The following is a 26,245-nucleotide window of genomic DNA, read 5'->3' as shown; positions in this document are numbered from 1 at the left end:
GGGTACACGTTCGCCGTCCAGTCTGCTGGAGGACACCCTCCGGGCGGGAGCCGAGGGCTCCGCACACGGGGCCGAAACAGGACCCGCCGACCGGCGCAGCTTCGCCGGAGAGCGCCAGTAGCCTGACGGTCACCCGGGAGCCGACCCGGACAAGCGCCCGGACAAGCGGAGGAGCCAACGTGCCGGACCTGCCCCTCACCGGTGAGCGCACCATGCCCGGCATCTGGCACGAGACCTACTGGTTCGCCCGGCACGTCGTGGGCTACGACTGGGCGACCGGCCTGCTGGCCGACCAGGCCAGGGCGACCGGCACCGCGCAGCCGCCGCGGGTGCTGGACGCCGGCTGCGGCGAGGGGTACGGCGCGCAACGCCTGTACAACTCGATGTGCTCGACGGGCGCCGCGGCGACCGTGGTGGGCGTCGACTACGACGCGGCCACCGCCGCACATGCCGCCACGGCGTACCACGACGTTCGGGTGGTGCGCGGCAACCTCGTCCAGCTGCCGTTCGCCGACCACTCCTTCGGTGCGGTGGTCAGCCTGCAGACGATCGAGCACCTGTGGAACCAGCCCGCGTTCGCCGCCGAGTGCACCCGGGTGACCGAACCCGGCGGCATGCTGGCCTGGACCACCCCGAACCACCTGACGTTCCCGCCCGGCAACATCTGCCACGCCCACGAGCTCACCGCACCCGAGCTCCGCGCGCTGGTCGACCGGCCCGGGCTGGACCTCGACCTGGTCACGATGACCGGACTGCGGCACGGCCCGCGCATCGAGGAGTGGGAACGCCGGCACGGCGACCTGGTGAAGGCGCAGCTGGCCGACGAACCGGCCGCCTGGCCGGCGGACCTGGCGGCGTTCGTCACGTCCCTGACGGCGGCCGACTTCGTGTTGTCCCCGGACGATCTGGACAACAGCCTCGACCTGCTCGTGCACGCACGGGTGCGTGGCTGAGCAGGCCGAGGCCGCCTGTCACTGTCAGCTTGTGGTTGTCAGACCTGTTCGCCGACCACCACGGCCTCGGCCGGCACCTCGTGCGGGTTCGGCTCGCGACCGGCGTACATCAGGCCCACCGCACCGGCGCACAGCACGGCCGCCACGACGAACGGCGCCCGCTGGGAGCCTCCCCACTCGGCGATGTGGCCGACCAGGATCGCCGCGGCCGCGCCACCCATCCAGCGCAGGAAGTTGTAGCCCGCGCTGGCGATCGGGCGCGGCGCCTGCGAGACCGACATCGCCATCCCGGTGAGGAAGGTGTTCAGGCAGCCGGACGCGATACCGGAGGCGATGGTCGCCACCACGACGACCGGCACCGAACCCCAGACGAACGCCAGCATGAGCAGGCCGTACATCGCCAGCGCCAGCATGGTCGCGTTGCGCTCGCCGATCTTCGCGGCCAGCCGCGGGCCGACGACGACGCCGCAGACCGCGACCATCAGGCCCCAGCCGAAGAAGATCCCGCCGACCGCGAACGCGCCGTACCCGAGGACGAACGGCGTCCAGGCCAGCACGGTGAAGAAGGCGTACGTGTAGAGCAGCGCCGACAGCGCCACCAGCAACAGCCGGCGGTCCCGCAACGCCCTGAACGGCGCGGCCACCGAGACCCGCTGCGTGCTCGGCCGGTCCCGGACGAGCATCGTCGCGGTGAGCACCAGGGCGACCAGCATCAGCACGGACGTGCCGAGGAACGGGCCGCGCCAGGAGATGCTGCCGAGCAGCGCGCCGACCAGCGGCCCGGCGGAGATGCCGAGACCGAGCGCCGCCTCGTAGAGAAGGATCGCCGCCGTCTGCCCGCCGGAGGCGGCGGCCACGATGGTGGACAGCGCGGTGGCGATGAACAACGCGTTCCCGAGTCCCCAGAACGCCCGCAGCGCGACGAGCTGACCGATCGAGCCGGCCAGAGCACACATGCCGGCGAACACCACGATCAGTGCCAGCCCGGCGAGCATGGTGCGCTTGCCGCCGTACCTCGCGGCGAAGACGCCGGTGACGAGCATCGCGAGGACCTGCACGACGAGGTACGACGCGAACAGCAGTGTGACCTGGCTCGGAGTGGCGTTCAGGCCCTTCGCGATGGAGAGCAGGATCGGGTCGACGAGCCCGATTCCCATGAACGCGATGACCGCCGCGAACGCGACCACCCACACCGAACGCGGCTGGCCGCGGACGGCATCGAGCAACTTCACCTGGTGGGGCACGGGAGCGAACCTTCCTTCGCTGGAACGGATGTCGGGGTACGTCTCACTGGTCGGCGCTCACCGGGCCGGCGTTCGCCGCGTCGGTGGAGACCGAACCGGTGGGGATCGGGTCGGCGGCGACCAGCCGGGCCAGCGCGGGCAGCGCGGACTCGACCGCCTCCCGGTCGCCGGGGCCGAGCCGGGTCAGCCGCTTGCGGAGAAACTCCTCGCGCGCCACGACGACCCGGGCCAGGTCGGTACGGGCCTTGTCGGTCGCGGTCACGACCACCATCCGCCGGTCGTGCTCGGCCGGTCGGCGGCGTACGTAGCCCGCGCGTTCGAGCCGGCTCACGACGTTGGTCATCGACGGCTGGCGGACACCTTCGCGGGCGGCGAGGGCGCTCATCGTCTGGGGGCCGTCGTGGACCAGGACGCTGAGGACCGAGCCCTGGGTGAGGGTGACGCCGAGGTCCGGTGAGTGCCGCCGGACGACGTCGTACAGGCGGTACACCAGGGGGCGAAGCTCCCGGGCGAGCGGCCCGACGCCGACGACGCTGACGGCACCGACGGCGGTGCGGGATTCGAGGGGAGCTTCGGAGCGAGATTCGTACTGTCCGGCCATTGCTTAGCCAGGCTAACTTAGCTTTGCTAAGTAATCAAACCGGGGGCTGCCCTGCAGGCGGCTCCAGAGGCGGACACGACGCTGCCCCAGGTCCGCCGAGGCGGTCCTGGGGCAGCGTGCGTGGTCGCGACGCCCGAGGTGGTGTCGCTATGGGGTGTCTCGGGTGGCCCCGTCGCTCAGGGGTTCAGGCCCTTGCTCTTCAGCCATGGAAGCGGGTCCACCGCGTCGTCGAGACCGCCGCCGTGCGGACGGACCTCGAGGTGGCAGTGCGGTCCGGTGACGTTCCCGGTCGCGCCGACGTAGCCGATCACGTCGCCGGCCTTGACGCTGCCGCCGGTCTTCGCGAACCGGGACATGTGGCCGTACAGCGTGACCGTGCCGCCCGGGTGCCGGATCTCGATCGCGTTGCCGTAGGCGTTCTGCCAACCGGCGCTGATGATCTCGCCATTTCCGACCGCGTGGATCGGGGTACCGGTGTCGGCGGCGAAGTCGAGTCCGTGGTGGAACATCGCCCAGTTGCTGCCGCTCTGCCCGAACCGGCCGGTGAGGTGGTACGACGCCACCGGAAGCACCCACTCCCGCGCCTTCTTGGCGGCCAGCGCGGCCTTCTTCGCGGCGGCCTTCTTCAGCGCGAGCTTCTTCTCGGCGGCCTTCTTCTCGGCTGCTCGCTTCTCGGCGGCCCTTTCGGCCTTCGCGGCAGCCCGCTTCGCCGCGACTTTCTCCGCCGCGGCCTTCTTGGCGGCAGCCTTCTTCTCGGCGGCCTTCTTGGCGGCGGCCTGCTCGAGCGCCGCGCGCCGCTGCTCGGACCGTGCGGCCCGCTGCTTGGCGACCCGGGCGCGCTCGGCCTGCTCGGCCGCGGCCTTCTCCTGCGCCGCCTTCTTCGCGGCGGAGTCCTTCGCGATCGCGGCCGCGGCGTCGATGCGTTCCACCGCGCCGGAGGTGGGCTTGTGCTCACCGGCGGCCGTGGTCAGTGCCGCGTTCTCCGGCTTCGAACCCGGCCCGAACGCCAGGGCGAGACCGCCGGCGACCAGGCCGACAGCGACAATTCCGGCCGCTGCTGTCAAGGGAATGTTGCGCCAGCGGATGCCCCACAGGGCGCGTAGGCGTCTCAGGAAAGAATCCAACGCTTCCTCGCTCGTTCGACGGCAGCTCTCACCACCGCGCGGACGTGCGCGGAAATGTGCGTACCGTGCCCTGGTGCGGGCGTGAGTCACCCAGGCGTGGCGGCGAAACTGCCGCCCCCCCGAGAAAGGACTGGGTGTCTTTACGGACATTTACCGAAGCAGCTGACCAGTGGTGAACTCTTCACGAATCCCCAGGTCATCGGCTCCGGGACAGGTCTAACAGAGGACCTTCGCCACTTTCCAGCCTGCGTTCGGCAGCTCGCTACGATCCGAGGTCGTAGTGGTGAAGAAGACAGCGCCCGGATATAGTCGCGACTTCATGGGCACGGACTGCCGCCGAGCGGTTTCACAACGGCAGGAAAGCCGCTTTGACGTGAGCTTTCAGGAAAGGTCATCCCTTCGACGAAGAGTGCCGAGAATGCCGATTTGTTCGTTTGACGCAATCACGACGGGCCGGCCGGAGACATCTACGATGATCGATAGCAATCCGACCTTGACGTGTGACGCAGTTCACATCGGCCAGGTGCCGACCGGGATTCGCCCCGGACGCGACGGGAGGTCGGATGCGATCGTTCGGTGAGCTCGAGGAACGGGTGATGTTCCAGCTGTGGGCCGCCGACCGACCTCTCCAGGTGCGCGATGTCCGCCGGATGCTGGCGCCGGAGCGAACCTTGGCGCACACCACCGTGATGACAGTGCTGGACAAGCTGTACCGCAAGGGCTGGCTGCGCCGGGAGGCCGCCGGCCGGGCGTACGTCTACACGCCGGTGATGTCCCGCGACTCCTACACTGCCGCCCTCATGCACGACGCCTGGTCGGCCGCCGCCGGACCGGCCACGGCTCTGGTGTACTTCATCGAGGCGATGAACCCCGAGCAGCAGGCCGCGCTCCGGGACGCGCTCCGTGTCGTCTCCCTCGGCCGGGGGTCAGGCGACGGCGACCACGCCGAGGACCGGCTCCACGACCGGTCCGACGATCGGCTCGAAGCCCGGCCCGAAGGCCACGCCGAACCGGAACCCGTCGGTCAGGACGAGCCCCGCGCCGGTTGACCCGGCCGGGCTTCCCGCGCCGCGCCATCCTCGGCGCCGCCGTCGGCATCGTTCCGCGCCGCGCTTCCCCGGGCCTTGCCGGCGGCCTCCTCGGCGCCCCGGGCCAGACCCTCGAGGTAGGCCCGCCTGCCCGCGTCCGCCGCATAGGCGTCCCGGCGGTTCTTCACGACCCGGGCCGGCACCCCCGCCGCCACGCCGAAGTCGGGCACCTCGCCGCGAACCACAGCGTGCGCGGCCAGGACCGCACCGGTGCCGACCGTCGTACCGCGGACCACGGTGACCTTCGTGCCCAGCCAGCAGTCCGGACCGATCCGCACCGGTGACTTGACCAGCCCCTGGTCCTTGATGGGTACGGCGAGGTCGGTGGTCACGTGGTCGAAGTCGCAGACGTAGACCCAGTCGGCGAACAGGCAGGACCGGCCGATCTCCACGTCCAGGTAGCAGTTGACGGTCACGTCCCGGCCCAGCACGCACTTGTCGCCGATCCGGAGCGTGCCCTCGTGCGCGTGTAGCCGGGTGCCGTCGCCCAGGTGCACCCACCGGCCCAGCACCACCCGGCCGTAGCCGCGCCGGGCGCGCACCTCGACGCGTCGGCCGAGGAAGACGAACCCCTCGGTGACGACGTGCGGATTCCGCAACCGGAACAGCCAGAAGCGCCAGTAGCGCAGGAGGTGGTAGGGCGTCCACGCCTGGTGCCGGACGACCCAGCGCAGGCTGGCCAGAGTGAGGAAGCGGGCCTGCCGCGGATCCCGGGAACGACGTACCACGGCACCAGACCCTAGGGCATGCAACGGTGCTGCCCCGAACACAACGTTGGCCCGCAGGGAGCCTGCGGGCGCACCACCGAACACAACGTTGGCCCGCAGGGAGCCTGCGGGCGCACCACCGAACACAACGTTGGCCCGCAGGGAGCCTGCGGGCGCACCACCGAACACAACGTTGGCCCGCAGGGAGCCTGCGGGCCAACGCGTTTCTCACCGTGATGTGTGCGACCACACCCGGACAAGGGTCACACCGTGCGGACGTTCTCCGCCTGCGGGCCCTTCGGACCCTGCACGACGTCGAACTCGACGCGCTGGTCCTCGTCCAGGGAGCGGTAGCCGTCGGCGACGATCGCGGAGAAGTGGACGAACACGTCCTGACCGCCGTCGACGGAGATGAAGCCGAAGCCCTTGTCAGCGTTGAACCACTTGACGGTTCCCTGCGCCATGTTTCTCTGTTTCCCCTCGCGGAGACGTTGGTGCAGCACTCGAACCTCACGAGCACCGAGTCGCCACGGGGCACTGCCCGCGTGTCGAATCCCGCGGGCCGAGAGCCACGTGCGCAGACCACCGAATGCTCGGACGGCCTGCGGCACACGCTCCCGCGCGTCTTGTCGAAACGACGAACGACCGCGCAGGAACGTATCACTTTCGTGCTCGTCTGACCACGCCTCGACCGCTTTGTCCTCCGGTGTCGGTCACGCGGGATGCGAAGGGTGCCGGATTCCGGTAATCGAGACGTTGTAGTACAGCTCGGCGGGCACCAGGGGCTTCAGCATCCGGTCGACCGCGCTCAGCCGCTGCCAGCTCCGGTAGGCGAAGTTGGCCCATCCCCAGCCGAGGCGGTCAGGGTTGACGGCGTACTCGAACGTCCGGACCGGCCAGCCGAACCACGCGGCGGTCAGCTCCTCGGTGACGGTCCGCACGTCCGCGGCGCCCGCGCGCTCGGCGGTCCTGGCGAGCGCGTCCGGGTCGAAGGTGTGCAGGTCGACCACCGACTCCAGGGCCGCGGCTCGGGAGGACTCGTTCAGCTCCTCCTTCGAGCGGGCCCACCGCCTGCGCAGCGGAGGTGTGTGGGTTGCCCGGGTGGCCAGCCACCACGTCGCCTGGGAGAGCTTGCGCGCCACCAGGTCGCCGTACCTCGTCGGCTCGCCGCAGATCACGAACCGCCCGCCCGGGCGAAGCACCCGCAGCATCTCCGCGAACGCGAGTTCGACGTCGGGGATGTGGTGGATGACCGCGTGCCCGACGACCAGGTCGAAGGTCTCGTCGGGGTAGGGCAGTCGTTCGGCGTCGGCCACCCGGCCCTGCGCCTCGAACCCCAGCCGGCGGGCGTTCTGCCGGGCGGCCTCCACCATGCCCGGCGACAGGTCGGTCACGTGCACCTCGTCGACGACGCCGGCCTGGCGGAGGTTGAGGCTGAAGAAGCCGGTGCCGCAGCCCACTTCCAGCGACTTCGCGTACGGCCAGCCGGCCGCTCCGGCGGCAGCCACGAACCGGTCCCGGGCGTAGGCGATGCAGCGGTCGTCGAAGGAGATGGACCACTTGGAGTCGTAGCTCTGCGCCTCCCAGTCGTGGTAGAGCACGTTGGCGAGCTTGGGGTCACCCCAGGCCGCCTCCACCTCCTCCGCGCTCGCCACCGGGTGCGGTGCCGGGTCGGCCGGCGACGACCCGTCCGGTGCGCTCGGTGCGTTCGGGTTCGGTGCGAACTCCTCGACGGGCGAAGACATCGGGCTCCTTGCGCTCGGTGGATCGGCGGTGCGGTGGGGCGGCGGCAACCCGGGGTCAGCATCCCTCGAAGCGGGGCGGCTGCTTGTCCACGAACGCCCGCATTCCGATCGTGCGGTCCTGCGTGGCGAACAACGCGGCGAAGCTCTGGCGTTCGATCTCCAGGCCGGTGCCGAGGTCGACGTCGAGCCCCCGGTCGATCGCGGACTTGGCCGCCCGCAGGGCCACCGCCGGCCCGCCGACGAACTGTGCCGCCCAGGCCCGGGCCGCGGCGTAGACCGCGTCCGGCGCCTCGTCCTCGACCACCTCGTCCAGCAGCCCGACCGCGCGCGCCTCGGCGGCGTCGACCATGCGCCCGGTGAAGATCAGGTCCTTGGCCACCGACGGGCCGACCAGCCTCGCCAGCCGCTGGGTGCCGCCCGCACCAGGAATCACGCCGAGCTTGATCTCGGGCTGGCCCAGGCGAGCGGTCGCGGCGCCGACCCGCCGGTCGGCGGTCAGCGCCAGCTCGCAGCCGCCGCCGAGGGCATACCCGGTGATCGCGGCCACCACCGGCTTGGGGATGCGGGCCACGCTGTCGAACGCCGAGGTGAGTCCGCGCGACCGGACCTCCATGTCGGCGTAGGACATGTCCAGCATCTCCTTGATGTCCGCGCCCGCGGCGAACACCCGCTCACCGCCGTAGAGCACCACCGCGGCCACGTCGTCCCGGTCGGTCGCCTCCCGCGCCGCCGCCCGGATCTGCTCCTGCATGGCGGTGTCCAGCGCGTTCATCGGCGGCCGGTCGAGCCGGATCGTGCCGACGCCGTCCGCCACCTCCAGCCGCACCCAGGTGTCCACGCGGGCCTCCCCTCACGCCGTTCGGAGTCGTCGCCACCCTAGGGCACGAGGTGCCGCGCATCGGCCGGGATGCCGGGTTTCTCCGAGGGCGTGCGGCCGCAGCACCGGCGCGGCCGATGACGGTCAGCGGGCCAGGACATTCCAACGTTCGAAACACAGTTGCAGAAAGCAACCATATCCTGTGAAAGTCGACCGTACCCCTCACAGAAATCGGAGTGCTCACCCCGCGATGTCCGCGTCCGGCTCACATACCAGCGTCACGGATCCGACCAGCCGTTCCGCCAACCGTCAGTCCACCGCCCCGGCTCCCAGGGCAGCCACCAGCCCGGCCGCCAGGGCGGTACCCAGCCCCACCGCCAGCCCGGAGAGCGAGCCGAGTCCCTCGAGCACCTCTCCCTCGCCCGTCCCGGCCGCCGCCCCCAGCGCGGTCAGCCCGGCCGCCGTGTCCAGCGCGGCCCAGCCCGGAGCGGCGGCGACCGCCGCGACGACCTCGAACCCGCCGGCGTTCACCCACAAGCAGATCCTCGAGATCGTCTGGGCGCTGCTGCTGTGCCTGTTCGTCTCCTCGTTGTCCGGCACCGTCGTCGGCACCGCCCTCCCCACGATCGTGGGTGACCTCGGCGGCCAGGACCAGCTCGCGTGGGTGGCCAGCGCCACCCTCCTCACCACCACCGTCTCCACACCGCTGTGGGGCAAGATCTCCGACCTGTACGGCCGCAAGCCGCTGATGCAGGTCGCCATCGCCGTCTTCGTGGTGACCTCGGCGCTCGCCGGGCTGTCCCAGTCGATGGGCGAGATGATCGCCGCCCGGGCCGGGCAGGGCATCGGCGCCGGCGGCCTGATGGCGCTGTCCCAGGCGATCATGGCCGACATCGTGAGCCCCCGCGAGCGGGGCCGTTACTCCGGCTACCTCGGCGCGTCGTTCGGCGTGGCCACCGTCGCGGGCCCGCTGATCGGCGGTTTCCTCGTCGACGGGCCCGGCTGGCGCTGGTGCTTCTACGTCGGCATTCCGATCGCCGTGGTCGCCTCGGTCGTACTCCAGAAGACCCTGAACCTGCCGCGGGAACACCGCGAGACCCGGATCGACTGGCTCGGCGCCACCGTCATCACAGGTGCGGTGACCTCGCTGCTGCTGCTGGCCTCGCTCGGCGGCAAGGAGTTCGGCTGGGTGTCGGGCTGGTCGCTGCTGCTGGCCGCGCTCGCCCTCGGCGGTCTGGTCGCGGCCGTACTGGTCGAACGCCGGGCAGCCGAACCCATCCTGCCGCCCCGGCTGTTCCGCAACCCGACGTTCAACCTCACCGGCACCGCGGCGTTCTTCACCGGCTTCGCGATGTTCGGCGCGATGATCTACCTGCCGCAGTACCTCCAGGTCGTGCGGGGCCAGAGCCCCACCGCGTCCGGGCTGCTGACGTTCCCGCTGGTCGTCGGGATGCTGTCGGTGTCTGTGCTGAGCGGCCGGGCGATCACGAAGTGGGGACGCTGGAAGGTGTTCCCACTGGTGGGCCTGGCCCTGGTCGGCATCGGCACCGCCCTGCTGGCCACGCTGCGGGTGGACACCCCGATGGTCGCCGTCTGCGGCTACATGCTCATCTTCGGCGCCGGCCTGGGCTTCACCATGCAGGTGCTGATTCTCGCGGTGCAGAACACCTCCGAGCGGCGCGACCTCGGGATCGCCACCTCCGCCTCGACGTTCTTCCGTTCCATGGGCGGAGCGGTCGGCGTCGCGGTCTTCGGCGCGGTGCTCAGCTCCCGGCTCACCTCCGCCATCCCCGAACTCCTCGCCGAGCACGGTGTGCGGGTGCGGCCGTCGGGAGGCTCCCTGGCACCGCACCTGGGTACGCCCGCGGAGATCGCCCGGCTGTCGGAGCCGCTGCGGTCGGTCGTACGGGAGGGCTTCACCCTCGGCCTGGACCGGATCTACCTGATGGCGGTGCCGTTGGTGGTGCTGGCGTTCCTCGCGGTTCTCGCCGTACGCGAGATCCCGCTGCGCGGGCGCGGACCCGACGCCGGTTCCGACGCAGCCCACGAGGCAACGGCGCGGGGCCGGCACCGGCGCTGAGGCCCGGCCGACAGGGCGCGTGCCCGGGTTCCCAACCGGGCGCGCGTCCTGGAAGGATCGAACCGCGAAGCGAACCACCCGATCGAATCAACCGAACCACCGAACGATCCGAAGGGAAGTACGCCGATGCCGGACGTACAGGCTGTCGTGGCCCGAGCCAAGAACGAGCCGGTCAGCGTGGAGACGATCCACGTGCCCGACCCGGGACCCGGTGAGGCGCTGGTCAAGGTGCAGGCGTGCGGCGTCTGCCACACCGACCTGCACTACAAGCAGGGCGGGATCGGCGACGACTATCCGTACCTCCTCGGGCACGAGGCGGCCGGCGTCGTGGAGTCGGTCGGTGAGGGCGTCGACGACGTGGCCCCCGGCGACTTCGTGATCCTCAACTGGCGCGCGGTGTGCGGCAAGTGCCGGGCCTGCAGGCGTGGCCGGCCGTGGTACTGCTTCGACACCCACAACGCCAAGCAGAAGATGACGCTCGCAGACGGCACCGAGCTCTCCCCCGCCCTCGGCATCGGCGCGTTCGCGGAGAAGACGCTGGTGGCGGCCGGCCAGTGCACGAAGGTCGACCCTGGCACCCCGGCCACGGTCGCCGGCCTGCTCGGCTGCGGCGTGATGGCCGGCCTGGGTGCGGCCCTCAACACCGGCAACGTCCAGCGCGGCGACTCGGTTGCGGTGTTCGGCTGCGGCGGCGTGGGTGACGCCGCGGTCGCCGGCGCCAGCCTCGGCGGCGCGACCACCGTGATCGCGGTGGACGTGGACGACCGCAAGCTCGCGTGGGCGCGGCAGTTCGGCGCCACCCACACGGTGAACGCCCGCAACGAGAACGCCGTGGAGCGCATCCAGGAGCTGACCGGCGGGTTCGGCGTCGACCTCGCTATCGAGGCGATCGGCCTGCCCGAGACGTACAAGCAGGCCTTCTACGCCCGCGACCTCGCCGGTACGGTCGTCCTGGTCGGCGTACCCACCCCGGAGCAGAAGCTCGAACTCCCGTTCATCGACTTCTTCGCCCGAGGCGGATCGCTGAAGTCGTCGTGGTACGGCGACTGCCTGCCCGAGCGCGACTTCCCGATGCTGATCGACCTCTACCGCCAGGGCCGGCTGCCGCTGGAGGCCTTCGTCACCGAGGAGATCGGCATCGGTGACGTCGAGGAGGCGTTCACCAAGATGCACGCCGGTGACGTGCTGCGGTCCGTGGTGGTGATGAAGTGAGCGCGCGGATCGAGAGGGTGGTCACCTCCGGCACGTTCAGCCTGGACGGTGGCACCTGGGACGTCGACAACAACGTCTGGCTGGTGGGCGACGACAACGAGGTGCTGGTGATCGACCCCGCCCACGACGCCGGGCCGATCCGGGACGCGGTGGGCGATCGCCGGGTCACCGCGATCGTGTGCACGCACGGGCACGACGACCACATCGGCGCCGCCCGCGACCTGGCCGAGTCGACGAAGGCGCCGGTCTGGCTGCACCCGGCGGACCGGATGCTGTGGGACGTCGTACACCCCGACGCCGCACCGGACGCCGATCTCGCCGACGGGCAGGAGTTCCCGGTGGGCGACGTCACGCTGACCGCCGTGCACACACCGGGTCACTCACCCGGAGGGGTCTGCCTGTCCGCGCCCGACCTGGGCGCTGTGTTCAGCGGCGACACGTTGTTCGCCGGCGGGCCGGGCGCCACCGGGCGTTCGTTCTCCGACTTCGGCACGATCATCGACTCGATCCGGGACCGGCTGCTGACGCTGCCGCCGGAGACGGTGGTGCACACCGGGCACGGCGACACCACCACGGTCGGCGCGGAGCGACCGCACCTGCAGGAGTGGATCGGCCGCGGCCACTGACCGGCCACTCCTGGCTGTACGAACGCCGATGCCGGCGACGGTTCGCACCGTCGCCGGCATCGGCGTTCATGGATGCGCGGTCAGGATCCTGCCTTCGCCGCAAGGAACGGTTGACGGTGTTCCGGCCGCGTTGACAGTACCGGTGGTTCCTACCGGCGCAACGCGCCGTTGACAGGCAGCAGCACGCTGTACAACGACGTGGTGGCGGCGATGAACAGCCGGTTGCGGCGCGGGCCGCCGAACTCCACGTTGGCCACCGTCTCCGGCACCAGGATCTTCCCGAGCAGCGTGCCGTCGGGGTGGTAGCAGTGCACGCCGTCGGCGGCACTGGCCCAGATCCGGCCGGCGGTGTCCAGCCGGAAGCCGTCGAACAGCCCGGACGTACAGGTGGCGAACTCCTTCCCGCCGCTCAGCGTGCCGTCGGCGGCGACGTCGAAGACACGCATGTGCCGCGGTCCGCCCCGGTGGTGCGTCGAGCCGGTGTCGGAGACGTACAGCCGGGTCTCGTCGGGTGAGAACGCGAGGCCGTTGGGGCGTACGAAGTCGTCGGCGACGATGCGCACCTCCCCCGTCGTCGCGTCCCAGCGGTAGACGTGGCAGGCGCCGATCTCGCTGTCGGCCTGGTGGCCCTCGTAGTCGCTGTCGATGCCGTACGCCGGATCGGTGAACCACACCGACCCGTCGGACTTCACCACCACGTCGTTCGGGCTGTTGTAGCGCTTCCCGCCGAAGTTGTCGGTGAGCACGGTCAGCGAGCCGTCGTGCTCGGTCCGGGTGACCCGCCGGTTGCCGTGTTCGCAGGTGACCAGGCGCCCCTGCCGGTCGACCGTGTTGCCGTTGGTGAACCCCGCCGGCTCCCGGAACACCCCCACCGCCCCGGTGGTCTCGTCCCAGCGCAGCATCCGGTCGTTGGGGATGTCGCTCCACACGAGGTAGCGGCCCGCCGGGAAGTACGCCGGCCCCTCCGCCCAGCGGCAGCCCTGGTACAGCTGCTCCACCTGGGCGCTGGTCTTGACGAGGGTCGAGAACCGCTCGTCGATGATCTCGAACCTCTCGGTCACGCCGGCCATCCGAGCCTCCTGATCTCCTCGTCCGCACAGCCGCGTCGGCGCAGGTGCCGATCGCGGCGGTCCTCACCTCCCGCCCGCGGGCGAGGGATGCGCTGGTGCGAACGTAGCGACCCGGACGCCGCCGGCGCGACCGGCGGGCACCAGGGTGCCGACCTTGGCCGTCGGTCGCCGCGCGGCCACGGTTCGCGGCAGGCCCGCCCATTGGTCCGCCCGTCGGTTCGGTCGCCGGTTCGGCCGGCTTCGGCAGGCCCCGGGGGCACCTATACTTTTGCTGCGCCGCGACCCGGACACCCGCTCCACCGGGGGACCCGGGCGTGGACGTGGAAGGTTCCAAGAAGGTCCAAGAAGCACCAAAGTACGCAACCACGCACCCCACACCGAAAGCCGTCTGGTATCTCCGATGCGAGAACTGGAACGGAACCGAGACGCCCCGGACACCGGCGCGTCGACCGGGCTGCGCAGCCTCGCCGTGATCGGCGCCGGCCGCACCGGAGGTTCTGTCACACCCGCCGCCCGCGCCGCCGGGCTCGACGTCCGCGTCGGCACCCGGGGCACCGCCGCCGTCACCGCCGGTGGCTCCGACATCACCCTGCTGTGCGTCCCCGACGAGTCGATCTCCGCCGTCTGTGCCGAGGTCGCCACCGCGACGGACCTTCCCGCGTACGTCGGCCACGTCAGCGGTGCCACCGGCCTGGACGCGCTGGAGCCCGCCGCCCGCCGGGGAGCGCAGATTTTCCGGCTGCACCCGCTGCAGACCATCCCGGCACCGGGGACCAGCCTGGCCGGGGTTCCGGCGGCGGTCACCGGGTCCAGCCCGGCCGCGGCCGAGGTCGCCCGCACCCTCGCCCGCCGGCTCGGGATGGTGCCGTTCGACCTGGCCGAGGAACACCGCGCCGCCTACCACGCGGGCGCCGTGCTCGCCTCCAACTTCGTTCTGACCCTGGCGGAGACGGCGGCCGACCTGCTCACCCGCGCCGGTGTGAAGGACGCCCGGGCGGCTCTCACACCGTTGCTGCTGAGCACCGCGGCGAACTGGGCCGGTGCGGGCCCGGCCGCGCTCACCGGACCCATCGCCCGGGGTGACGAGGAGACCGTGCGCGCCCACCAGGCCGCGCTGGCCGGCCTCGCCCCCGAACTACTGCCGGCCTACACCGCGCTCGCCGACCGCACCCGGGCGGTCGCCGCGGTCGCCGCGTACAAGAACCAAGGAGGTACGCCGGTGTCCACCCCGAAGATCGTCCGGACCCGGGAGGAGTTGCGGGCGGCGCTGGCACCCGCCCGCCGGGCCGGCACCCGGATCGGCCTCGTACCCACCATGGGCTTCCTGCACGAGGGGCACGCCAGTCTGCTGCGCGCCGCCAGGGAGCGCTGCGACGTCGTGGTGATGAGCCTGTTCGTCAACCCCACGCAGTTCGGCCCGAACGAGGACCTCGCGGCCTACCCGCGCGACGAGGCGGCCGACCTCGCCATGGCCGCCGCGGCGGGCGTCGACCTGGTGTACGCACCAGCCGCCGACCACGTCTATCCGCCCGGGTTCGCCACCACCGTCGAGGTCGGCGGCGAGCTCACCAACGTGCTCTGCGGCGACCCCGCACGCCGGGGTGCCGCCCACTTCCGCGGCGTCACCACCGTGGTGGCGAAGCTGCTCAACGCCGTCGGCCCCGACGTGGCGTTCTTCGGCCAGAAGGACGCCCAGCAGGCGATCGTCGTCCGGGCGATGGCGCGGGACCTCGAACTCCCCGTGGAGATCGCGGTCCTGCCCACGGTGCGCGAGCCGGACGGCCTGGCGATGAGTTCGCGCAACGTCTACCTGACCGCCGAGGAACGCATCCGGGCCCGGGCCCTGAACCAGGCCCTGACCGTCGCCGCCGACACCGCCCGTACCGCCGGCGAGGGGTCGGCAATCCGGGACGCGCTGGCCGCGGCCGGGAAGGTACTCGCCGACGCCGGAATCGAACCGGAGTACCTCGAGGCCCGTGACGCGGAGAACCTCACCGTGGCGGAGCGGTTCGGCGACCGCCCCGTCCTGATCGCGGTCGCCGCCAGGGTGGGCCGCGCCCGGCTGATCGACAACGTCGTCGTCCAGGTCGTTCAAGTCGTCCAAGGAGCATGACCATGCAGCGAACCATGCTGAAGTCCAAGATCCACCGCGCCACGGTGACCGCCTGCGACGTGGACTACGTGGGCAGCATCACCATCGACACCGACCTCATGCGCGCCGCCGACCTGCTGCCCAACGAACAGGTGCACGTGTGGGACATCGACAACGGCGCGCGCTTCGTCACGTACGTGCTGGAGGGCGCGCCGGGCTCGGGCTCCATGCAGGTCAACGGCGCGGCCGCACTGCTCGTGGAGCGTGGCCACAAGGTGATCGTGGCGTCGTTCGCGACCTACGACGCCGCCGAGCTCGCCACGCACGACCCCGCAGTCGTGCACGTGGACGCCGGCAACGCGATCGCCCTGGTCGGCTCCGACGCCGGCGTGCTGATGGACTCCCCGCTCGCCTCGGCGGCCGGCTTCGAACGGACCGGACCGTGAGCACCCGGCCCGCGCCCACCGCTGGTTCCGCACCCGCTTCCGGCCCCGACGGCCCCGGCGGCGCCGGTCCGACACGGGCGCGGCTCACCGTCGGCGCCCTCGCCCAGCTGAAGGCGACGGGCCAGCCGATCACGATGGTGACGGCGTACGACTTCCCGTCCGCCCGGGTCGCGCAGGACGCCGACGTCGACGTGGTGCTGGTCGGCGACTCCGCCGCGATGACCGTGCTGGGGCACGACTCGACGCTGCCGGTCGGGATGACCGAGATGCTGGTGCTCGCGGCCGCGGTCCGCCGGGGTCTGCGTACGCCGCTGCTGGTCGCCGACCTGCCGTTCGGGTCGTACGAACGTTCCGACGAGGACGCGATCGGCAACGCCCAGCGGTTCGTCAAGGAGGCCGGCGCGGACGCGGTGAAGCTGGAACGCGGCGGCACCTCCGCCGACCGGGCCCGGGCGATCGTCGCCGCCGGCGTACCCGTGATGGGTCACGTCGGGCTCACCCCGCAGACGGCCGGCCAGCTCGGCGGCTTCCGCGCCCAGGGCCGCACCGCCGCGGGGGCCACGCGCATCGCCGAGGAAGCCCTTGCCCTGCAGGAGGCGGGCTGCTTCGCCCTGGTGCTGGAGGCGATCCCGGCGGCGGTCACCGAGCAGCTGATGCCGTACCTCCACATCCCGGTGATCGGCATCGGCGCCGGCCCCGCCACCGACGGGCAGGTACTGGTGTTCCACGACCTGCTGGGGATGTCGGCCGGCACACCGGCGAGGTTCGTGAAGCGGTACGCCGACCTGCACGAGCAGATGGTGCGCGCGGTCGGGACGTACGCCGAGGAGGTGCGGACCGGGAAGTACCCCGGACCCGAGCACACCTACGGCATCGCCCCCGACGAGCTGGCGGCGTTCAGGGAGACTCTGGCGGACCGGACGGTCTGAGCGTTCGCACGCTTTGCCCTTCCCGGCGGCGATCAGCCCGGTGCGAGGCTCGGGAAGCCGTCGATCTCCAGGTCCAGCTCGACCGCGTGCGTCAAGGTGTTCTTGACGGTGCAGGTGCCGAGCACCGCCCGCAGAGCGGGTACGCGTTCGGGCGGCAGGTCCGGCGGCACCACGATCCGCACGTGCACCGAGTCCACCCGGGCCGGCCCCTCCGCCGCCATGGTGAACGTCGCGCGGACCGCCAGCCCCTCCGTGCCGACGCCGTGCCGGGTGAGGAACCGTCCGGCGAAGTAGGCGACGCAGGCGGCCAGCGCACCGACCAGCAGCTCCACCGGGGTCGGCGCGGTGTCGGTCCCACCGTCCTCGCGCGGCTGGTCGACGTGCAGTTGGTGCCCGCGTACCTCCACGACGTACGCGTCACCCTCCAGCGGGCGCACCTCGACCGGTGCCGGTTCGTGCCTGGTCACCGGTGGGCCGCCCGTACGACCGCGACCGAGCAGTGCGCGTGGTGCAGCAGCGACTCGGCCACCGAACCGAGCAGCATGCGTTCCAGCCCGCCGCGTCCACGCGATCCCACCACGACCAGCTCCGCGCCCCGGGACGACTCCGACAGCAGCACCGCCGGGCGCCCCTCCAGCACGCTGGTGGTCACCGGCACGTCGGGGAACTTGGACCCGAAGCCGGCGAGGGACTCCGCGAGCCACAGCATGTGCTCGTCGCGGCGGCGGGAGAAGGCGTCCGCGTCCCACTGCGCCTCGTCGGGATGCTCCAGCCGCCAGCAGTGGACGGCCACCAGCGGCAGGCCGCGACCGGCGGCCTCCTCGAAGGCGAACGCGACCGCGCGTTCGGAGCACTCCGACCCGTCCACCCCCACGATCACCCGCGGACCGGCCGGCGAATGCTCCTTCGTCGCCCGGGCGACGATCACCGGGCAGCGTGCGTGGTGGGCGACCGCCGAGCTCACCGACCCGAGCACCACCGAGGCCACCGCCGACCGGGACCGAGAACCCACCACGACCAGTTCGGCGTCCTCGGCCTGGCGGAGGATCGCCGGTGCCGGCCGCTCGTCGGATACGGCTCTCGACACCGAGTCCGGGTCGAGCTGGTCACGGGCGATGCTCACCGCCGCGTTCACGTCGGCGTTCTCGACGTCGGTCCCGAGTTCGTCCATGCCACGCATCGTTGCGGGAAGCTCGTGGGAGACGACGATGCGCAGCGGGAGCATCCGGTTACGGGCCTCGTCGATGGCCCACTGCAGGGCCAGCCGGCTCTCCGCCGTGCCGTCGACGCCGACCACCACCGGGCGCCGGTTCCGCTCGGTCATCGCAGCGCCTCCTCCCGTGGACGGGCCGGCGGCTGGTGGGCCGGGCGGCGGGCCTGGGGCACCCGGATCCGGCCGCCCCTTCGCTCCTCCGCCGGGACGGGCACCAGCGCGACCGGGCACCGGGCCCGGTTGATCGCCGTACAGCCGAGGGTGGAACCGAGGAGCCCACTGACGCCCGCGTCGCGGCTGCCGACCACCAGCAGGTCGGGTGGCCGGGCGATGCGCAGCGGTCCGGCCACCGTGCCGTCGCCGTTCGCGACCGTGGCCTCCACGCCGGGGTACGCCGACCGGTGCGGCGCCAGCAGCGCCTCGACCGCATCCATGCCCGGCGCGCTCACCCCGTGCACGTGGGTGTCCAGGGCGCCGCGGGTCCACCACTTGTCACCCCGCGGCGGCACGGGCACGGCGAGCAGCCGCGCATCGCGCCGGGCGGCGATGTCGAACCCGAACCCGACCACGGCCCGCGTCGACGCACCGCCGTCCACGCCGACCACCACGTGGCCGTCCAGGCCGTCCAGCAGGTGCCCGTCCCCCACCGGCAGACCGGACAGGACCGGCGGCTCCGACAGTCCCAGCCCGGACGGCCCCGCCGGCAGCAACTGGGCCGCCCTGCTGTCCTGCCGGGCGAGGACCACCGGCGGCACCGGCCGTCCCTCCCGGCCGGCTCGGTGCGCACCGCGCAGGAACGCGAGCAGGACGCCCCGTCCCCGGGTGCCCACGACGACGAGGGCGGGATCGGCGACCGCCTGGCCGAGTACGTCGGGCAGCGGGCCGGCGGCGGCCCAGGCGTACGCCTGGAGCGTGGGTTGCACCGCCACCGCCGTCGCCACCGCGGCGTCGGCCAGGCGCCAGGCCCGTTCCCGGTTCGTCGGCGTCCCGCCCTCGTCGTTGTCGACGGCCCCCTGACCGTCGTCCGGACCGGGTTCACCCATCACCGGTCCGTCGGCGGGTCGCCGGTCGGTACGGGGACGTTCGCCGTACGCCTGCACCACCACCAGTGGCAGCTGGCGGAGGACGGCCTCGCGAGCGGCCCAGTGCAACGCGGGGCTGGCCAGCGCCACCCCGTCGAACGTCACCACGACCGCCCGCGCGGGACGCGGCTGTCGACCGGTCATCGAACGTCCCCCGATCTGTCCCCGCCCCTGGTGGCGACCCAGGCGTCAGACTCGTCCGGCCCCTACGGATCGACGTAGAGACGAAGGTCCTGTTCAGGCGGGTCCTTGGCCCTCGCCGGTTGCGAGAGCGGACGCGAGAACCCGCCATGGTCAAGAGGTCCGTGCCGCCGGGTTCATACCCACCGGGCCGCGCTCGGACGCAGGAACCCCGCGCCGAGCCCCACGCGAGCACTGGGAACGGGCCCTAATCCTCTGTAGGACCCGGACCGGCGCGCGGACGCTTGGACCGGGGGTGCGGGCCTGTCACCGGACGGCCCGCCGACGACACATGGCCGACTCATGAAACCGACGTTCACGCTGGGCCGCGTCGCCGGGATCTCGATCGGCGTGCACTGGTCGGTCCTGGTGATGATGCTGCTGGTCACCGAGATCGTGGCGGTGGCCATCCTGCCGGTGCAGGCACCCACGACCAGTGCGGCGGTCGACTGGGTGGCCGGGGTGCTCGCGGCGGTCACGTTCCTCGCGTCCCTGCTGGCGCACGAACTCGCGCACGCCGTCGTCGCCCGGCGGTACGGCATGCCGGCCGACCGGATCACCCTGTGGCTGCTCGGCGGGTTCACCGAACTCGGCACCAACCCGCCCACCCCCCGCGCCGCCTTCCTGGTCGCGGGCGCGGGCCCGGCCACCAGTCTGGTCCTCGGCGCGGCGTTCGGCGGCCTGGCCGCGGGCGCCGCCCTGCTCTCGCTGCCGATCGTGCTCCGGGAGGTGCTGACCTGGCTGGGGTTCGTGAACGCGGTGCTCGGCATCTTCAACCTGCTGCCCGGCGCACCGCTGGACGGTGGGCGGCTACTCCAGGCCGGGCTGTGGAAGCGGTCCGGTGACCGGGACCGGGCGGCGGTCTCGGCGGCGCGGGCCGGCCGGTTCCTCGGCATGGCGCTGATCGCGCTCGGCGTGTTCCAGCTCGTGGCCGGCCAACTGGTCAGCGGCCTGTGGCTGGCCCTGATCGGCTGGTTCCTGGTCATGTCGGCGATGTCGGAGGAGTCGGTGACCGGACTGCGGGGACGCCTGACCGGTGTGCGGCTGCGGGACGTGATGAGCCCCGCCCCGGTGACGGCCCCGTCGTGGTGGACCGTGGACACGTTCCTGGAGAGGGTCGCCGAACACGACCACCACCGGACGTTCCCCGTCGTGGACATGGAGGGCCGGCCGGTACGCGTGCTCAGCCTCACCGACCTCGTCCGGGTGCCCGAGCAGACGCGGGGCACCACCAAGCTCGCCGACCTCGGCCGGCCGCTGCGACCGGACGGGACCGCCGGCCCCGAGGACCTGCTGACCGAACTTCCGGCGGGCACGTGGCAGCTGTCCGGCCGCGGGATGCTGCTGGTCGTCGAGGGTGGCCACGTGGTCGGCATCGTGAACACCCACGACGTGAACCGCGCCGTCGAACTCGCCAGGCTCGGGCACCTGCCCCGCGCCGGGGACGGATCGTCCGGCGAAGAACCGAGTCAGGCCGGCCAGTCGGGTCAACCGGGCCGGTCACGTCCACCGGGCCAGGAGGGGCAGAGCACCCCGAGTCCGTACGTACCGGGGCAGCGGCCCGGCGGTTGATCGCCCGCCCGCACCACCCGGCCTACCATCGAGGTGTGGTCGGGAACGGTTCCCCTCCGCGCGAGCGCCTGCGCTCCCTGGTCAGTTCTCTTCTCACCCTCGGCACCGACCTCGAAGGCGAACAGGCGGCCGAGCGGATCCTGCGGTCGGCGAGCGAGCTCGTCCGGGGCGGGTATGCCGTTCTGCGGCAGGCGACCCCGCCGGACGGCATGGTCGAGCTCTTCCTGCACGGCCTGAGCCGGGCCGAGTACGCAGAACGCGCCGATCGCCCGGACTTCGCCCGGTTGGTCGAGCAACTCACGCTGTCCGGTCGGCCGGTGCGCACCCCGGCCCTGCTGGGCGTACCCATGCGCCCGCGTGACCACCATTCCGGCCAGCTTCTCGTCGGCGATCCCGAAGGGGGCGAGTTCACCAGGGACGACGAGGATCTGCTGGCGGCCTACGGCGCGGCGGCGGCGATGGTGATGCACCGGGCCGACCTGCACGAACGCGAACGCCGGCAGCAGCGCTGGCTGTACGCGGTGGCCGAGCTCACCGAGCTGCTGCTCGGCCAGGTCGACAGGGGAAAGGCCCTGGACACGCTCACGGCCCGGCTGCGGGAGGTCTCCGGCGCGGACTACAGCGCGCTGCTCCTGCTGGACCCCGCCGACCCGGAGACCGGCACCCTGCACGCGGTCACCGGGCTGTCGCTGGAGCACCAGAGCGGTCGCCGTACCCCGCTGCGCGGCCTCACCGCCCGCGTCGTGCGCACCCGGCGCAGCGTGGTCAGCTCCGAGCTGGACAAGGTGTACGGATACGGTCCACCTCCGGAGTGGCGGACCGCGCTCGCCGAACTCGGGCTGGGGATGCTGCTGCCGCTGCGTACCGACGGCGAGGTGCTGGGCGTTCTGTTCGCCGGCTGGCGCAGGGGGTCTCCGGTGGCCCATCTGGCCGCCCGGGAGGTGCAGCTGGTGGAGATGTTCGCCCACCAGGCGGCGCTGGCGCTGCGGCAGGCCCGCGCCCAGACCAGCCGTACCGAACTCTCGGTGCTCGCCGACCGGGAGCGGATCGCGCAGGACCTCGACACCGTGGTCGCCCACCGCCTGAACCGGGTCGCCTCGGACCTGGGCGTCGCGGCCGGGCACAGCCGGCGTTCGGAGGTACGCCAACGGCTCGCCGTGGCCGCGCGGGAGGTGGCCGAGACCATCACCCGGATCCACGGCGTCAGCGGCGACCTGCGCAACCCTGCCGAAGCCGCCCCGGTCGCCTCGCGGTGCTGGCTGCGGTTGCAGGCGGAGGTGGCCGAAGCGCGGGACCGGTTCGGTTTCGTCCCGGGCCTGGAGGTGCACGGTGCCCTGGACGCCTTGTCCGAGGCCACCCAGTGCGGGCTGGCCGCCCGCGTGCGGCAGGCGCTGGACCGCGCGGCGGAGTACGACTCGCCGAGCCGGGTCGACCTTGTGCTCGACATCGAGGAGGGCCGGCTCCGGTTGATCGTCGCCGGCGCCCACGACACCCCGGCGACCACCCCGGATTCCAGCCCGGCAACCAGCCTTGTGCTCAGCACCGCGACGGCTGCGGGTGAGCAGGTGACCGAGTGGGCGGTGCGGCTTGGTTGACCGGTGGTCACGGCACGCGGACCGGAGCGCCCTCGTGCGCCTGGTCGAGGCGATCGTCGACGTCGGTTCGGAGGTCGACGTCGAGACCGTGGGGACCCGGGTGGCCGACGCGGCCGCCCGGCTGGCCGGCGCCCGGACCGCGATCGTACGGCTCCCCTCTGGTCCCAACGCGGTACGAACCTTCCGGCACGGTGTCGGCGCCGACGACGCGGCGCGCCTGCTCGCCGGGCCCGAACTCACCGCCGCCCGCGGACAGCTGGTCAAGTCCGGCGAACCCGTACTCCGGCCCGGGCTGCTCGCCCTGCCGCTGCCGTACGACGGCACCTCCACCGGCGAGCTGTACCTCCTGGACCGGCGGGACACCTCCTTCACCGCCGACGACGAGGCAGCCGTCACCGTCCTGAGCACCGCGGCGGCGACCGCGCTGCACAACGCCGAGCGGTACGAGACCGAACGCCGACACCAGCGGTGGCTGCGTTCCACCGCCGAACTCACCTACCAACTCCTCGGCGAGATCGACCGGCGAGATGCTCTGAACCTGCTGATCACCCGGCTGCGCCAGGTGTCCGGCGCCGACTTCGGCGCGCTGCTGCTCCTGGACCCGGCCAACCCCGGCACCGTCCTTCTGGAGGCCGCACAGGGCGGCGGGATCGCAGAGACCGCGGGCGGCAGGGCACCGCTGCGGGGGTTGACCGCCCAGGTCGTCGCCTCCGGGCAGAGTGTGGTGAGCGAGGACATCCGTGCCGTTCCGGGCTACAACCCGCCGCCCGCCTGGCACGCGGCGCTGGCGAACGTCGGACCGGGCATGCTGACGCCGCTCACCGCGGACGGCGAGGTGCTGGGCGTGCTGTTCGCCGGGTGGCGGCGGGAATCCGGTTCCGGACGACTGCCCCTCCCCGACATCGCTCCGGTGGAGATGTTCGCCAACCAGGCGGCGCTGGCGCTGCGGCACCAGCGCGCACAGGAGGAGCGCGTCGAGCGGCGGGTGCTGGAGGACCGCGACCGGATCGCCGCGGACCTGCACGAACGGGTGATCCGCCGGCTGTTCGACGTCAGCGCGAAGCTGCACCTGGTCGCCAGCCTTCGGGACCGCCCCGAGGTCGGCACCCGGGTCGAGCGGGCGATCGGCGACCTGGACGCAGCCACCCGCGAGGTGCGCGGCGCCATCTTCGCGCTCACCGAACCCCCGACCGGCGGCCAGTCCCTGCACGCGGAGTTGCTGGCGGCGATCGACCGGGCCCGCGAACGCTTCGGCATCGTTCCCCGGCTGGTGGTGCACGGCCCGCTGGAGTCCGTTCCGCAACCGGTGCGAGCCGATCTCCTCGCGGCCGCGGGGGCCGCGTTCGACCGGATCGAGGACGCGGGGCCGCCGAGCCGCCTGCAGGTCGAGGTGCGGGCCTCCCACGACGAGGTACGGCTGCGGGTGACCCACTCCGCCGTCGACGAGCAGCCGGGCGGGCTGGCGTACGAGCACACCGCGGCCGACTGGCGCGCCCCTCTCGGCGAGCGGGATCAGCCCTGAACGGCAGCAAATCTGCACCGAACGACACCGGAACAGTCACGGAACGGCACCGAGCGGGGCGGTCTGGATGATCTGTTCCCGTCAGGCGGGCGGACCGGCGAGGATGAGCGCGTGAGCACACCATTCCAGACCCAGTGGTGGCCCGACGGTGGCCCGCCGCGCGGGGCGACCTATGACGGCTCCGGCGTGACGTTCGCCCTCTGGGCGCCGATGGCCGAACGCGTCGAGGTCTGCCTGTTCGACGACCACGCCACCGAGCGCCGGGTTCCGCTCACCGACCTGTTGTTCGGGGTGTGGTCGGGCCGGGTTCCCGGCCTGCGCCCGGGGCAGCGGTACGGCTACCGCGTGCACGGGCCGTGGGACCCCTACACCGGTCACCGGTTCAACGGCGCGAAGCTGCTCGTCGACCCGTACGCCCGGGCGATCACCGGTGAGGCCGACGACCACGCGGCGGTGTTCGGCCACGTGGCCGGCGGCGACGACACTGTGCGCGACGACCGGGACTCCGCGCCGTACGTCCCGCGTTCGGTCGTGGTCGACCCGGGCTTCGACTGGGGCGAGGACCCGCGGCCGTACGTCCCGTGGAGCGACACGGTGCTGTACGAGCTCCACGTACGCGGGGCGACGATGCGGCACCCGGACGTGCCGCCGGAGCTACGCGGCACCTACGCCGGGCTCGCGCACCCGGCCGTGCTGGGCTACCTGCGCGACCTCGGCGTCACCACCGTCGAACTCCTGCCCGTCCACCACTTCGTCAGCGAGTTCGTGCTGCGCGGGCGCGGACTCACCAACTACTGGGGCTACAACACCCTCGGCTTCTTCGCACCGCACGCCGGGTACGCCAGCGCCGGCAGCGAGGGCCAGCAGGTCGCGGAGTTCAAGCGGATGGTCAAGGCGATGCACGAGGCCGGCCTGGAGGTGGTGCTGGACGTCGTCTACAACCACACCGCCGAGCAGAACGAGTTCGGCCCGACGTACTCCTTCCGCGGCATCCACAACCCCGCCTACTACCGGCTGGACGGTGGCGGGCGCCGCTACCGCGACCTCAGCGGCACCGGCAACACCCTCAACCTGCGCCATCCCGACATCGTGCGGCTGGTCCTGGACTCGCTGCGCTACTGGGTGCAGGAGATGCACGTCGACGGCTTCCGGTTCGACCTCGCGCCGATCCTCACCCGCGGTGTGGGCGACGTGGACATGTTCGGCGCGTTCCTCGCCGCGGTCGGGCAGGACCCGGTGCTGTCGCGGGTCAAGCTGATCGCCGAGCCGTGGGACCTCGGCTTCGACGGCTACCAGGTGGGCGGGTTCCCGGCGCCGTGGTCGGAGTGGAACGACCGTTTCCGCGATGCCGTACGCGAGTTCTGGGCAGGCTCGGCCGACGGCGTACGCGACCTCGCCTCCCGGCTGTCGGGGTCCAGCGACCTCTACCGCCGCAGCGGGCGGCGGCCGTTCGCGTCCATCAACTACATCACCGCACACGACGGGTTCACCCTGCGCGACCTGGTGAGCTACGTCGGCAAGCACAACGAGGCCAACGGCGAGGCCAACGACGACGGGCACAACGACAACCGTTCGGTCAACTTCGGGGTGGAGGGCGAGACCGACGATCCGGAGATCGTCACGCTGCGGTTGCGTCAGGTACGCGGACTGCTCACCACCCTGCTGCTGGCGACCGGAGTACCGATGCTGATGGCCGGCGACGAGAGCGGACGCACCCAGCACGGCAACAACAACGCCTACTGCCAGGACAACGAGATCTCCTGGCTGGACTGGGCGGAGGAGCAGACCTGGCCGCAACTGCGCGACACCGTGCGGGAACTGCTGCGGATCCGCCGGGAGCATCCGGTGTTCCGCCGGCCGCACTTCTTCCACGGGCGGCTGGACCCGGCCGGCGGGCGGCGCGACGTCGGCTGGTTCGCGCCGTGGGGTGAGGAGATGGACGCCGAAGCCTGGCACGACTCCTCCCTGCGCACCCTCGGGATGTACCTCGCGGGCGAGCACACCGGCCGGACCGCGCCGAGCGGTGAGCCCGTGCGCGACGACTCGTTCCTGCTGTGGCTGCACGGCGGCGACACCCCGGTCGACGTCACCCTGCCCGGGCCGCCGTGGGCGATGGCGTACTCCGTCGCTCTGGACACCAGCGACTGCGTGGGCTCGGACCAGGTGGCCGCCGGGGAACACCTGCGGCTCGCACCGCACACGGCGGTGGTCCTGCGCGCGGTGTGACCTCGCGGTGGCCACGCCGCGGGCCGACCGCGGACAGCGCGCGGCCACCAGCCAGGCAGTATCGGCTGAGGGCGGTTTCCAACCGTTATAGTCCGAGGCCGAAGCCGACGAAGAGGTTGTC

Annotated in this window: 23 protein-coding genes; 12 read left to right on the top strand and 11 right to left on the bottom strand. The window is 72.2% G+C overall.

Features of this window, described 5'->3' with window-relative positions; genetic code table 11:
• The first annotated feature begins 179 nt into the window (after window positions 1-179).
• Window positions 180-953 carry a class I SAM-dependent methyltransferase gene (locus tag F4554_RS09370; protein WP_337795940.1) on the top strand — a complete coding sequence of 258 codons (774 nt, stop codon included), beginning with the start codon at window positions 180-182 and terminating at the stop codon, window positions 951-953.
• 38 nt (window positions 954-991) lie between these two features.
• Here the strand turns inward: F4554_RS09370 and F4554_RS09365 are convergent, their stop codons facing one another.
• From F4554_RS09365 to F4554_RS09355, 3 genes are all read right to left on the bottom strand, one after another.
• A complete protein-coding gene (locus F4554_RS09365) occupies window positions 992-2,197 on the bottom strand; it encodes an MFS transporter (RefSeq protein ID WP_337795939.1) in 1,206 nt (401 codons plus the stop codon).
• A gap of 43 nt (window positions 2,198-2,240) precedes the next feature.
• Entirely contained in the window at window positions 2,241-2,798 is a 558-nt protein-coding gene (locus F4554_RS09360; protein ID WP_179787020.1) for a MarR family winged helix-turn-helix transcriptional regulator, read from the bottom strand.
• Window positions 2,799-2,974: 176 nt separating this feature from the next.
• Window positions 2,975-3,922, bottom strand: coding sequence for a M23 family metallopeptidase (locus F4554_RS09355; RefSeq protein ID WP_179787019.1), 948 nt, complete (start codon window positions 3,920-3,922; stop codon window positions 2,975-2,977).
• Between the two features lie 563 nt (window positions 3,923-4,485).
• Here F4554_RS09355 and F4554_RS09350 point away from each other — a divergent pair.
• The gene (locus F4554_RS09350) at window positions 4,486-4,971 is read left to right on the top strand and encodes a BlaI/MecI/CopY family transcriptional regulator (RefSeq protein WP_179787018.1); all 486 of its coding nucleotides are present in this window, start codon (window positions 4,486-4,488) and stop codon (window positions 4,969-4,971) included.
• Here the strand turns inward: F4554_RS09350 and F4554_RS09345 are convergent.
• The 4 genes from F4554_RS09345 to F4554_RS09330 form a co-directional block, all read right to left on the bottom strand.
• Window positions 4,947-5,738 carry an acyltransferase gene (locus tag F4554_RS09345; protein WP_337795938.1) on the bottom strand — a complete coding sequence of 264 codons (792 nt, stop codon included), beginning with the start codon at window positions 5,736-5,738 and terminating at the stop codon, window positions 4,947-4,949. The two genes, F4554_RS09350 and F4554_RS09345, sit on opposite strands and share 25 nt — an antisense overlap.
• A 242-nt stretch (window positions 5,739-5,980) precedes the next feature.
• The gene (locus F4554_RS09340; RefSeq protein WP_092656270.1) at window positions 5,981-6,181 is read right to left on the bottom strand and encodes a cold-shock protein; all 201 of its coding nucleotides are present in this window, start codon (window positions 6,179-6,181) and stop codon (window positions 5,981-5,983) included.
• 249 nt (window positions 6,182-6,430) lie between these two features.
• Window positions 6,431-7,462, bottom strand: coding sequence for a class I SAM-dependent methyltransferase (locus tag F4554_RS09335; protein WP_179787016.1), 1,032 nt, complete (start codon window positions 7,460-7,462; stop codon window positions 6,431-6,433).
• Between the two features lie 55 nt (window positions 7,463-7,517).
• The gene (locus F4554_RS09330; protein ID WP_337795937.1) at window positions 7,518-8,300 is read right to left on the bottom strand and encodes an enoyl-CoA hydratase/isomerase family protein; all 783 of its coding nucleotides are present in this window, start codon (window positions 8,298-8,300) and stop codon (window positions 7,518-7,520) included.
• A 442-nt stretch (window positions 8,301-8,742) separates the two neighbouring features.
• Between F4554_RS09330 and F4554_RS09325 the strand changes: the two genes are divergently transcribed.
• From F4554_RS09325 to F4554_RS09315, 3 genes are all read left to right on the top strand, one after another.
• Window positions 8,743-10,359, top strand: a complete 1,617-nt coding sequence (locus F4554_RS09325) for an MFS transporter (protein ID WP_179787015.1) — start codon at window positions 8,743-8,745, stop codon at window positions 10,357-10,359.
• 126 nt (window positions 10,360-10,485) lie between these two features.
• A complete protein-coding gene (locus F4554_RS09320) occupies window positions 10,486-11,571 on the top strand; it encodes an S-(hydroxymethyl)mycothiol dehydrogenase (protein ID WP_179787014.1) in 1,086 nt (361 codons plus the stop codon).
• Window positions 11,568-12,197 (top strand): MBL fold metallo-hydrolase, encoded by a 630-nt coding sequence (locus tag F4554_RS09315; protein WP_179787013.1) that lies wholly within the window; start codon window positions 11,568-11,570, stop codon window positions 12,195-12,197. The genes F4554_RS09320 and F4554_RS09315 overlap by 4 nt, the downstream gene beginning before the upstream one ends.
• Before the next feature lie 149 nt (window positions 12,198-12,346).
• Here the strand turns inward: F4554_RS09315 and F4554_RS09310 are convergent, their stop codons facing one another.
• On the bottom strand, window positions 12,347-13,267 hold the full coding sequence (locus F4554_RS09310; RefSeq protein ID WP_179787012.1) for an SMP-30/gluconolactonase/LRE family protein: 921 nt from the start codon (window positions 13,265-13,267) through the stop codon (window positions 12,347-12,349).
• Window positions 13,268-13,667: 400 nt separating this feature from the next.
• On the opposite strand from F4554_RS09310, the gene panC reads away from it, so the two are divergent.
• Genes panC through panB form a run of 3 tightly spaced genes read left to right on the top strand, consistent with a single transcriptional unit; the run spans window position 13,668 to window position 16,734 of the window.
• Window positions 13,668-15,380 (top strand): pantoate--beta-alanine ligase, encoded by a 1,713-nt coding sequence (panC, locus tag F4554_RS09305; protein WP_179787011.1) that lies wholly within the window; start codon window positions 13,668-13,670, stop codon window positions 15,378-15,380.
• Window positions 15,381-15,382: 2 nt separating this feature from the next.
• On the top strand, window positions 15,383-15,805 hold the full coding sequence (gene panD, locus F4554_RS09300) for an aspartate 1-decarboxylase (RefSeq protein ID WP_179787010.1): 423 nt from the start codon (window positions 15,383-15,385) through the stop codon (window positions 15,803-15,805).
• Complete coding sequence (gene panB / locus F4554_RS09295; protein ID WP_179787009.1) at window positions 15,802-16,734, top strand: 3-methyl-2-oxobutanoate hydroxymethyltransferase; 933 nt, start codon at window positions 15,802-15,804, stop codon at window positions 16,732-16,734. Before panD ends, panB begins: the two co-directional genes overlap by 4 nt.
• Window positions 16,735-16,766: 32 nt before the next feature.
• On the opposite strand, the gene F4554_RS32030 is transcribed toward panB, so the two are convergent.
• The 3 genes from F4554_RS32030 to F4554_RS09280 are packed head-to-tail and all read right to left on the bottom strand — an operon-like array spanning window position 16,767 to window position 19,173.
• Window positions 16,767-17,201 (bottom strand): OsmC family protein, encoded by a 435-nt coding sequence (locus F4554_RS32030; protein WP_179787008.1) that lies wholly within the window; start codon window positions 17,199-17,201, stop codon window positions 16,767-16,769.
• Complete coding sequence (locus F4554_RS09285; RefSeq protein WP_179787007.1) at window positions 17,198-18,058, bottom strand: universal stress protein; 861 nt, start codon at window positions 18,056-18,058, stop codon at window positions 17,198-17,200. Before F4554_RS09285 ends, F4554_RS32030 begins: the two co-directional genes overlap by 4 nt.
• Window positions 18,055-19,173: a universal stress protein gene (locus F4554_RS09280; protein WP_179787006.1), complete on the bottom strand. Its 1,119-nt coding sequence runs from the start codon at window positions 19,171-19,173 to the stop codon at window positions 18,055-18,057. The genes F4554_RS09285 and F4554_RS09280 overlap by 4 nt, the downstream gene beginning before the upstream one ends.
• A 339-nt stretch (window positions 19,174-19,512) precedes the next feature.
• Between F4554_RS09280 and F4554_RS09275 the strand changes: the two genes are divergently transcribed.
• From F4554_RS09275 to glgX, 4 genes are all read left to right on the top strand, one after another.
• Complete coding sequence (locus tag F4554_RS09275) at window positions 19,513-20,781, top strand: site-2 protease family protein (RefSeq protein ID WP_179787005.1); 1,269 nt, start codon at window positions 19,513-19,515, stop codon at window positions 20,779-20,781.
• Window positions 20,782-20,816: 35 nt separating this feature from the next.
• Window positions 20,817-22,376, top strand: coding sequence for a GAF domain-containing protein (locus tag F4554_RS09270; RefSeq protein ID WP_179787004.1), 1,560 nt, complete (start codon window positions 20,817-20,819; stop codon window positions 22,374-22,376).
• A gap of 34 nt (window positions 22,377-22,410) precedes the next feature.
• Complete coding sequence (locus tag F4554_RS09265; RefSeq protein ID WP_179787003.1) at window positions 22,411-23,898, top strand: GAF domain-containing protein; 1,488 nt, start codon at window positions 22,411-22,413, stop codon at window positions 23,896-23,898.
• A 111-nt stretch (window positions 23,899-24,009) separates the two neighbouring features.
• Window positions 24,010-26,124: a glycogen debranching protein GlgX gene (gene glgX / locus F4554_RS09260; RefSeq protein WP_337795936.1), complete on the top strand. Its 2,115-nt coding sequence runs from the start codon at window positions 24,010-24,012 to the stop codon at window positions 26,122-26,124.
• Window positions 26,125-26,245 lie beyond the last annotated feature (121 nt).

The organism is Actinopolymorpha rutila (genome assembly GCF_013407855.1).
Classification (GTDB): domain Bacteria; phylum Actinomycetota; class Actinomycetes; order Propionibacteriales; family Actinopolymorphaceae; genus Actinopolymorpha; species Actinopolymorpha rutila.
The sequence above is the reverse complement of the archived record's forward strand: the minus strand, read 5'-3'. Positions and strand labels throughout refer to the sequence as shown.